We start from the raw sequence: 9,702 nt of genomic DNA on the forward strand, positions 1-9,702 counted from the left end.
CCGCTGCTTCCAACCCCATACCCTTGTGGAATGCTGGAATCAAAATACATTCCTCTTTCTATATCAGATTTTAAGGTTTCAATATTGAAGGAAACTAGCGCAGGTTGCTCTTTTTGTAGTTGCTCTAAATAAGTCACAAAACGCTTCAGATTTGCGTTAGATTTAACAGCCTCGAACGACGGATTTTCATCCACTTTCAAAGCACCATTGTAAAAATTATAAGGAATGGATAACCCTTTTGAATCTTTAATAATTCCGTATTCTCCGAAAAGAAGTATTTTTGAGTAAAAAAGTGGTCCTTTCATAGATAAATCAATTGACTTCCGTTTCCAATTGCATCACAAATATAGTTACCATTTTGACAATAGCCAACTAATTCAGTGGTAATAAATTGCAAAGCGTTATCTCTAACGTTTTCGGGATACAAAACATGCACATTCGCACCAGCATCGAGCGTAAAACAAATTGGAATTTTTGTTTCAGTTCTAAATTTCCAAATTCTATTTATAATTTCTAGCGTATTGGGTTTCATCAAAATAAAATAAGGAAGTGAAGTCATCATCATGGCATGCAATGTCAACGCTTCGCTTTCTACTATTTTGATAAATTCGTCTAAATTCCCAGTTTTTAAAACGGTTTTTATGACCGATAAATTATAATTTGCTTGCGCAAAACGTTGGTCAGCAAATGGATGATTGTACATTAAGTCATGACCAACCGTACTCGATATTTGTTTTTCGCCTTTGTCAACTAGCAATATAGTATCTTGATAGTTTTTAAAATTCTTATGAAGTTGCGAAGGGAATTCCACGCCAAACAAATCAGAGCTGTCTTGAATTTCTGGATGATTCCCCCAAACTACGACACTTCCTTTTATACTTCTGCAAGCACTCCCGGATCCTAATCGAGCTAAAAAAGAAGCTTTTTGATAAAAGAAATCTTCGGTGATTGCAGGATTTAATACTTTTTCTAAACTCATAATATTCATTGCCAAAGCCGCCATTCCAGATGCGGAGGAAGCAATTCCTGAACTATGAGGAAACGTATTTTTGGTATCAATTGTAAAATGATAATCAATCAGATAAGGACAATACTTTTCAATGCGTTCAAAAAATTGTTGAATTTTGGGTTTGAAATCTTCCTTTGGCTTGCCTTCAAAAAGTAAATCAAAAGAAAACTTTTCTTTTGTAGCGCCCATCGTAATGGTATTATCTTTTTTGATAAAAGAAAGTTTTGTAATCGTTTTACAATTGTTCAAAGTAAAACTGATGGAAGGATTAGCTGGAATTTGTTTGTCTTTTTTGCCCCAATATTTAACTAAAGCTATGTTACTAGGTGCGCTCCATTGAAAGTTTCCGCTTGCTATTTTGGTTGAAAATGGTTTTGAAATAAAATCCTTTTCAGAATTCATAGTGACTAAATTTTAACAAAGATACTTTTTTTACAAAAACAACTGATTTTCGTTTAGTATATTTGAACATATAAAATTACGTGCTATGCAAAAGATTTTAAGAATAGTATTAGTTGTTGTTACTTGTGTAGCAATTGGGTATTTGTCAGGAATGGTCACTCGTGATAACATTACCACTTGGTATCCGACCTTGATAAAACCAGTTTTTAATCCACCCAATTGGATTTTTGCTCCAGTATGGTCAGTATTGTATATCATGATTGGCTTTGCAGGCGGTATGATTTGGAACCGAATAGAAACGAATGAGGAAAGCGTCAAAAGTGCTTTTAAATTCTTTATAGCGCAATTGGCTTTGAACGCGTTGTGGTCTTATCTCTTCTTTGGCATGCACAATTTATTACTGGCATTGATTGAAATTATTATACTTTGGTTATTAATCTTTGAAACCTATAAAAAGTTTGAAAAAATAGATAAAGTAGCCGGAAGACTGATGCTTCCTTATTTGGCATGGGTAAGTTTTGCAATTATCCTCAACGCAAGTATTTGGTGGTTGAATAAATAAAAAAGTCCCAATTCCTCGAGATTTTTTTTATTTTATTAATGACTTTTTTTAATATTAAAAAACAGTTAACTATTTTATCAATAGCTTTTTAGTAATTTTAGTATTGCTTTCAGAAGACAATTCTACTAAATAAAGTCCTTGGGCAAAATGAGAAACATCAATGCTTATAGTGTTAAGCATATTTTTATTTAAAGTGTAAATTATTTTCCCTGATATTTCATAAATCACAATAGTTGCTATTTTATCGTTTGGATTAGAATTTGAAATGGAAACCAATTCACTTGTTGAATTTGGATATAAAGAAATAGTATCAGCACTAAAAGTTGCATTACCAAGTTCCTGAACAAATTCAGTATCAAATCGATTTGTTATAATTGCTGGATTGTAATCAAAATAAATAGAAGCAGTATTTGGTATAACATCTCCAATAGCATAACCTAGCCTCGGTTTTATTCTAAAATAAACAAAGCCATGACTCCCACTAGCGTTTGATGAAGTTGGAGGTAAATTAATGTCATATAAATGCCATGTCGATTGATTGCTTGCACGTTTAGTATTCACGTTATGACTTGCAGAAAGCATTTCAAATGTGTTTTATCTAATTGACTGTCTAAAGCATCTTCAACTCTTATGAAGTCTGCACTAGCACTGCCAGTATTTTCAAATTTAATGGCATAATACAAATAATCATTAGCTGTAAAAGCGCTGTGAACAATTTTTCCGCCATATGATTCCATTTTATCATTAAAATCATACGAACCTGTAACAACTTGAGTCAGGAAAGAGCTATTGTTAGAAACATTTGCGTCATCAGCAATTTGAACAGTGGCATTGTTGTTTACCAAATCACCTAAATTAACAGTCGTAGGTACAGCTAAATAAACGGTGATATATCTTGTTTCAAACGGAGCCAAATTGGTAAAGTCATAGGTAAATTCCGTGCTTGTTGATGTAGTCCCGGTTTGAAATATAGAATTGATGCTTACATTGGAATCTATATTATAAGTAATTGTTCCGTTGGGAATAGTTTGATTTCCATTATTTTGATAAACAATAGTATTACTATAAGTAAATCCGAGTCTTGACCTGCCTGATGGACTAAGATAAACTGCAACATCTGTAAAAGGAGTAGTTACTACGACTTGGAAATATAAATAATGGTCGCCACTGCCACTTGGAAGTGTAATATTACTGTATGCCGCGGATGAAGCGTAATAACCAGCGGAAGCACCATTTATTGCAAAGCTAATATGATAAGAATTACTTGGGTTCGAATCAAGAATATTATACGAAACATTATTGGTGAAACCATATTGATTATCTGGCGAATCATTGACCTGATAAACAAAATTACCATTGTTAAAAACAACTTCACCAGTGTCTTTTAGACCGTTATTATTACTATCCAAAAAGGCATTCAGCAATAGCACTTGTGAACAGGCGCCACTATCAGCACAATTTGGCATACAGTTATTTAATGGAGCCGACCATTGACTGTATCCTGAACCACAAAAACCTTTCATATAAATCGAATAGCAACTTTCGGGTAGTAAGACAGTAATCATTTGAGAATTTTGAGGAGTTATAACAGATACTGTACCTGTTTCAGAAGGAGGTGTTCCATAAAGGGACTATTGAAATGATGCTGGCTTGATTTCCCATACCAAATATTAGTATCCCAGCTAAGTATTAACGAAGCATCAGTGATGTCGGAGGCATTTAAATGCAGAGGAGCTGAGCTGGTACATGGAACACAGTTATGAGTATTTAAAGTAAGTGTGCTAATACTAAAGCAACCTTTTGTCAAGTTTTTTCAGGAGATGACAGCAAACACCTATGGTTTGTGTATTCACAACCTCATTGACATAAGCCGAAGGGTTTGCTATAACATTCATATTATTATTGCCATCAGTAACCGAAGGATAAAAAGCTATTGTATAAACAGTAGGATTCAACCCAAGAGTGCCTACAGGGTCGGTAGCTGTTAAATTAAAAGTAGTATAACCATCATGAATGTCATCATGACAAACCGAATAGGGGTTAAGCAGTCCAAGTGGTTGCGCATAAATACTAATACCGGTAATAAAGAACAAAAGGAGTAAAGCTTTTTTTCATTTGGTAAACTTTTTGGAAAACAAAATTTAAATGATTTTGAGTAAACGACAATGCTATATTATAAGAAATATTCCATAATTGTTTGAGCCACTATAAATCCACTTGTCCAAGCGTTTTGAAAATTAAAGCCGCCAGTAATAGCGTCAATATTTACGATTTCGCCGGCAAAAAACAGGTTTTTATGCAACTTACTTTCCATAGTCTTAAAATTGATTTCCTTTAAATCAATGCCGCCAGCTGTTACAAATTCTTCTTTGAAGGTGCTTTTACCGTTTACTTGAAATTCGCCATGCGTAAGTTGGTTAGCCAAAGCTATCAATTGTTTTTTAGATAAATCAGCCCATTTGGTTTCCTTTGTCTCACCGAGCGCATTCGAGATGTCAATACCAGCTGCCAAAACCAGATTTTCCCACAAACGATTCGGAAACTCAAAAGGAGATTTTTTAGCTACCGTTTTCTTGGCGTGTTCTTGTTTTAAGTTTTTGAGAGTTTCCAAAGCTTCTTCAAAAGGAATATCGTTCAGCCAATTAACTTCTAATACAAATTGATAATTTTTATCAAATAACTCTCGGGCTCCCCAAGCCGAAAGTTTCAAAATTCCTGGGCCAGACATTCCCCAATGAGTTATCAATAACGGTCCGCTGGCTTCAAGTTTACTGCCTTTGAATTTTACTTTAGCGAAAGCCGAAAGTCCCATCAAATCTTTAATTCGAGCATCTTTAATATTGAAAGTAAATAGGGAAGGAACAGCAGAAATTATGGTATGACCCATGTTTTGAAGTAGTTCCCAAATTTTTGGATTACTTCCAGTTGTCAAAATAAGTTTTTGACACGCAAAGGTTTCATGATTTGTCTCTACTTTCCAGTAATCTTCCGCTTTGAAAATAGATTGTACACTTTGACCAGTCAAAACTTGTATTCCGAGTTTTTGTGTAGCCAATAAAAAGCAGTCAATAATCGTTTGCGAACTATCCGAAACAGGAAACATTCTTCCATCATCTTCAATTTTGAGTTCAATTCCATGACGTTCAAACCATTCAATAGTATCACCCGAACAAAATTGATGAAATGGTCCACGTAATTCCTTTTCGCCACGCGGATAAAACTTCACTAAATCATTTGGCACAAAACAAGCATGAGTAACGTTACATCTTCCACCACCAGAAATACGGACTTTCTCCAAAACCGATTTTCCTCTTTCTAGAATAGCGACTTTTAGTTTTGGATTTTTTTCTACAATATTAATTGCCGTGAAAAAACCCGCTGCGCCACCACCAACAATGATTATATCGAAGTTTGAATTCATAGTCTATCTGGAAAATCGGTAATAATACCGTCAACGTTTAAAGATTTGACAAAGGTAATAGCTGATGGTTCATTTACTGTCCAAGGAAATACTTTAAAATTTTTGGATTGCATTTGAATAACGTTTTCTTTCGTTACTAAATGATAATGAGGATGAATGGAATAGGCTTTTATAAATTTGGCGAACGCCAAAGCCAATTCTAAATCTGTGTTTGTCAAAACACCAATCGGGATTTCTTCATTCAGAAAATGAATTTGTTGCAACGCATTCCAATCAAAACTGGAAATGATAAAATCAGCATAATTCGAATTCTTTTCTGAAACAAAATAGTCAATAAGCTCAACCACTTTATAAGCCGTTTCAAAGGTTTTGAGTTCGATATTGATAAAACACTGTTGATTAATTAATTCAAAAACAGCTTCCAAAGTTGGGATTTCGAATTCGGTTAATTCTTGAGATGAAAAGTCTTTTACAAAACCTTTGCCCGAAGTTGTTCTATCGATAGTATCATCATGAATCACCATCACTTTTCCGTCCAAACTTAAATGAACATCCAACTCAATTCCGTCAACGCCAAGTTCAATGGCTTTTTGAAAAGCTTCCAACGTATTTTCGGCAGAATAACCTGTGGCACCCCGATGCCCTATTTTGAGCATTTTATAGTTTTTCTAACAAAACAATTCCAAAATCCGTGTTGAGGTTTATTTTTCCTTTGACAACAGTTGCAGTTTTCCCCGAATAAGCATCTTTTACTTTAATTCCGTTAACGAAAACAGTTCCAACAGAAATAGTTTTTTGACCTTTCTCCAAATCTAATCCAACAACTACTTTATCCGAATATTTTCCTTTGGCAAATGTTCTACTGAAAACATAAGGAGAACTTGAAATTTGAGTATGAACACCAGCACCAACAGCCGGATGATTTTTTCTAAACAAACCTAACTTCTGCCAATGGGTCAGCACTTCTTTTGTTTTGGTGTTGTCTGCAATGTCATTCCAATTCATATTGGAACGCAACGTGGCATCGCCTTGTGTGCCTTCGATGTCTAATGAACGAGCACTTTCATCACCATAATATACTTGAGATATCCCCGGTGCCAAGAGTAATTTGGTGCCACTTTCAAAAGTTTTTTCACGTTTTTTATCAAACGGATAGCTATCATCGTGCGACGAAATGTAATTCATCACCGTGTTGCCTTTTAAATCATTTTGAAGAATGTTGGAATACTTTGAAAACAATTCTTCGTAATTCATTTTGGCCTCGTTTCTGAAATCAAAATTGATTAAACCCGTAAAACCATGGGCAAAATAATCTACCTTTTTATCACCAAAGTCATAGAATTTTTTTCCTCCAATGTTATAGCCATATACTTCTCCCACAGTAAAAAAAGGATTGTTATCCAAAACTTTTTTCGGATTTTTTTTCTTGTATTCGGCGAAAGCCTTATCACATACTTTTTTAAAATCTGCCCAAACATCTTCGGTCACATGCTTTGCCGTATCCACGCGGTAGCCATCAATTCCAAAGTCAGTGATATAATCCGTCAGCCATTTTATGATATAATATTTTGGTGCTCTTGGATAACCTGTTTTTTTGAAGAAAGCGTCAAGCGAAGTCATTTCTTTATCATAACGGCCTTCTTTTTTCCATTTATTGGCCAAAAAAGCAGGTAATTCTACATTTTCGTTACTTTCCGTTTTTAGATCTGGAAGATTGTCAACAAGGGTGCAATTGATGTAGGTGTCGTATGATTTGTAAGTACATTTTGGAGAAGTACGAACCCAATCATTTGGAAAAACCGAATCTTCTGGAGTTACAGGTCCAGTATGATTAATTACGGCATCCAACATGATTCTGATTCCTTTGGCATGGGCTTTTTGAATCAATTCAGCTAAATCTTTTCGGGTTCCAAAACTTGGATCTATTGAACTCCAATCTCTGGTCCAATAACCATGAAAGGCGTATGTAAAGCCTGTTCCTTCATCAACGCCATCATGAATTTGCTCTACTACAGGTGTCATCCAAATCACATTGATTCCAAGATTGGTAAAATAACCGTCATCTAATTTTTGTATAATTCCCCGAATATCGCCGCCTTCAAAACCACGTAATTTTCCGGATTGTTTGTTTCTGTTGAAGTTGTGGTCGTTGGTTTTGTCACCATTATTAAATCTATCGGTAACGATAAAATATACATTAGCACTTTCCCAAACGAATGGAGTTTTTGTAGTTGCAGGCTTTTTCTTTTGAGCGAAAGTAATTCCGCAAAATAAGAATGAAATTAGGACGAGTAGGTTTAATTTCTTCATAATGTTAGTATTCAATTTTAACTTCTTGTGTTGTTCCTTTTGTCATTGTAACGTTTAACTGCAAAGGCTCGAGAAAAGTTTTGTAGATCTGTTCATGATTATTTACAAAGATGCGTTTTGCTTTGATATTGTGAATCAAAACCGAAACCGTTTTATCTTTTGCTTGAAAATTTTTGCCTGTTTCAGCAGTTAATTTAATTGTTAGAACTTTGTCTTTGTTGGTGCTGGTGAAATTTAGCATTTCGTATTGTCCTTTTTCAAAAGCATTAGGGGTGAAACCGTCATCGTTATATAATTTTCCCGCCGATTTGGAAACAATAGCGTCAAAATAAAAATGCAAGTCAAAATTTTCTAGCGAATATTTAGACGTGTTTTGAATGGTTTTGATCATCGGGATAAAGCTACCGCCACGCACGAAAGTCGGAATATAATCAGGACTGACTTTTACCGTTTCTGCCGTTCCGCCAAGATGTTTTTCATTAGTGTAAAAATCGAACCAGTTGCTACTCTTTGGAAAAAAAACTCCTGCGCTTGTAATTCTGGGGCTTGTGATGGGAGTTATAAGGAAATCATTTCCCCAAAAATAAGTTGAAGCAATAGTTGTAATAGCAGGCTCTTCAAAAAACAACGGACGCATGAACGGCGTTCCTTTTTGATTGTTTTCGAAAGCTAACGTATAATTATAAGGCATTAGTTGGTAGCGTAACTCAACTTGTTTCTTGGCGGCAGCCATAGTAATAATGTCTTTTCGTGCGACTTCCGAAGCTACTTCTTCCTGCGCATGCGGACGAAATATTGGGTTGAAAACGCCATATTGCAACCAACGCAAGTATAGTTCGTTGTCGTAATAATCGCCTGCAAATCCGCCAAGGTCAGAGTGCATATACGCTAATCCTTGCATTCCCATTTGTAGTGCAATTTCCATCTGACTTTGCAATCCGCCCCAACTTCTGCTCACATCGCCGCTCCAAGGAATCATCCCAAAACGTTGCGAACCCGAATAACCCGCACGCATTAAAATGAATGGGCGTTGCGTTGGAAAATCTTTTTGATAACCTTCGGCAATCAGTTTTGCCCAATTATGTCCGTAAATATTGTGTACTTCATCTGCTTTTCCGCCCGCTGTTATAGCTTTAGAAGGAAAAACTTCGGGTTCTCCCAAATCGCCCCAAAGACCACTAACGCCTTGATTGATTAATCGTTTATACACATTCCAAAACCACGCTTTTCCTTCGGGCTTAAAAATATCGACAACACTAGTATTACCAAAGTAAAAATCCCAAGTGGCAGGTTTGTCAAATTTGTCTTTTACCAAAATGTTTTTAGCTACTGCTTCTTGCCATTTTGATGAGGTGCTCAAAATAAATGGCTCTGTAATTAAAATAGTTTTGATGTTTTTAGCCTTCAAATCGGCAATCATTTTATCAGGGTTTGGGAAGTTTTCTTTATCCCATTCTAAATTTCCCATGGTGCCTATGATGGTTTTTCCAAACCAATATAAATCGAGAATAATGGCGTCAACAGGTATCTTGGCATCTTCAAATTTGCGAATAGTGCCTTCAACGGCATCTTGCGAGCGATAACCAAATCGGCTGGCAAAGTTTCCAAAAGCCCATCGTGGTGGCAACGGTTGTTTGCCTGTTAAATTGGTATAGTTTTCAATTAAATCTTCCCAATTATCACCAACAATAACTTGGTAGGTTTTTCTGCCCGAGATGGTTTCGTATTCTAACGTATTATTTTTTTTACTGTCTAAATCCAAGTAACCAATAGCGGGATTGTCAAAATGGACGGCATATAGATTAGAGGAAAGTACCAGCGGAATACAAAAATTCATCAATTCAGCATGAGTTTCATAACCATAATGAGCGCGATTGTACAATTGCAAACGATTACCGCGTCGGTTCATTCCTAGTGCTCTTGCTCCACCACCATAAAGCACTTCATCGGATGAAAGATTAAAATCTATGGTTTCTGTAGAGTCATTAACTTTGGTAT

9 protein-coding genes and 1 pseudogene are annotated in these 9,702 nt (G+C 35.6%); 1 reads left to right on the forward strand and 9 read right to left on the reverse strand.

Features of this window, described 5'->3' with window-relative positions; translation table 11 throughout:
• Positions 1-305: pseudogene (locus Q0Q96_RS02495) on the reverse strand (mevalonate kinase); the annotation flags it as partial.
• Complete coding sequence (locus Q0Q96_RS02500; protein WP_293871342.1) at positions 302-1,411, reverse strand: diphosphomevalonate decarboxylase; 1,110 nt, start codon at positions 1,409-1,411, stop codon at positions 302-304. The gene Q0Q96_RS02500 and the pseudogene Q0Q96_RS02495, both read right to left, overlap by 4 nt.
• Before the next feature lie 85 nt (positions 1,412-1,496).
• Here Q0Q96_RS02500 and Q0Q96_RS02505 point away from each other — a divergent pair, with 85 nt between their 5' ends.
• Positions 1,497-1,973, forward strand: coding sequence for a TspO/MBR family protein (locus Q0Q96_RS02505; RefSeq protein ID WP_293871344.1), 477 nt, complete (start codon positions 1,497-1,499; stop codon positions 1,971-1,973).
• A 69-nt stretch (positions 1,974-2,042) separates the two neighbouring features.
• Here the strand turns inward: Q0Q96_RS02505 and Q0Q96_RS02510 are convergent, their stop codons facing one another.
• From Q0Q96_RS02510 to Q0Q96_RS02540, 7 genes are all read right to left on the reverse strand, one after another.
• A complete protein-coding gene (locus tag Q0Q96_RS02510; protein WP_293871347.1) occupies positions 2,043-2,555 on the reverse strand; it encodes a T9SS type A sorting domain-containing protein in 513 nt (170 codons plus the stop codon).
• Entirely contained in the window at positions 2,531-3,538 is a 1,008-nt protein-coding gene (locus Q0Q96_RS02515) for a hypothetical protein (protein ID WP_293871349.1), read from the reverse strand. Before Q0Q96_RS02515 ends, Q0Q96_RS02510 begins: the two co-directional genes overlap by 25 nt.
• A gap of 222 nt (positions 3,539-3,760) precedes the next feature.
• A complete protein-coding gene (locus Q0Q96_RS02520) occupies positions 3,761-4,066 on the reverse strand; it encodes a hypothetical protein (RefSeq protein WP_293871351.1) in 306 nt (101 codons plus the stop codon).
• Positions 4,067-4,146: 80 nt separating this feature from the next.
• A complete protein-coding gene (locus tag Q0Q96_RS02525; protein ID WP_293871354.1) occupies positions 4,147-5,394 on the reverse strand; it encodes an NAD(P)/FAD-dependent oxidoreductase in 1,248 nt (415 codons plus the stop codon).
• Entirely contained in the window at positions 5,391-6,050 is a 660-nt protein-coding gene (locus Q0Q96_RS02530; protein WP_293871357.1) for a glycerophosphodiester phosphodiesterase family protein, read from the reverse strand. The genes Q0Q96_RS02525 and Q0Q96_RS02530 overlap by 4 nt, the downstream gene beginning before the upstream one ends.
• A gap of 1 nt (position 6,051) precedes the next feature.
• Positions 6,052-7,704 (reverse strand): alpha-amylase family glycosyl hydrolase, encoded by a 1,653-nt coding sequence (locus Q0Q96_RS02535; protein ID WP_293871359.1) that lies wholly within the window; start codon positions 7,702-7,704, stop codon positions 6,052-6,054.
• Between the two features lie 4 nt (positions 7,705-7,708).
• Positions 7,709-9,702, reverse strand: a 1,994-nt coding sequence (locus tag Q0Q96_RS02540) for a TIM-barrel domain-containing protein (protein ID WP_293871362.1), incomplete at its 5' end; no start/stop codon positions are given.

Source organism: Flavobacterium sp., from assembly GCF_025352015.1.
In the GTDB taxonomy this organism is placed as follows: domain Bacteria; phylum Bacteroidota; class Bacteroidia; order Flavobacteriales; family Flavobacteriaceae; genus Flavobacterium.

What these genes read in the sequence shown, in the direction of transcription:
- Q0Q96_RS02500 (WP_293871342.1), bottom strand. Translation starts at nt 1,411, where the DNA reads ATGAATTCTGAAAAGGATTTTATTTCAAAACCATTTTCAACCAAAATA.
- Q0Q96_RS02505 (WP_293871344.1), top strand. Translation starts at nt 1,497, where the DNA reads ATGCAAAAGATTTTAAGAATAGTATTAGTTGTTGTTACTTGTGTAGCA.
- Q0Q96_RS02510 (WP_293871347.1), bottom strand. Translation starts at nt 2,555, where the DNA reads ATGCTTTCTGCAAGTCATAACGTGAATACTAAACGTGCAAGCAATCAA.
- Q0Q96_RS02515 (WP_293871349.1), bottom strand. Translation starts at nt 3,538, where the DNA reads ATGATTACTGTCTTACTACCCGAAAGTTGCTATTCGATTTATATGAAA.
- Q0Q96_RS02525 (WP_293871354.1), bottom strand. Translation starts at nt 5,394, where the DNA reads ATGAATTCAAACTTCGATATAATCATTGTTGGTGGTGGCGCAGCGGGT.
- Q0Q96_RS02530 (WP_293871357.1), bottom strand. Translation starts at nt 6,050, where the DNA reads ATGCTCAAAATAGGGCATCGGGGTGCCACAGGTTATTCTGCCGAAAAT.
- Q0Q96_RS02535 (WP_293871359.1), bottom strand. Translation starts at nt 7,704, where the DNA reads ATGAAGAAATTAAACCTACTCGTCCTAATTTCATTCTTATTTTGCGGA.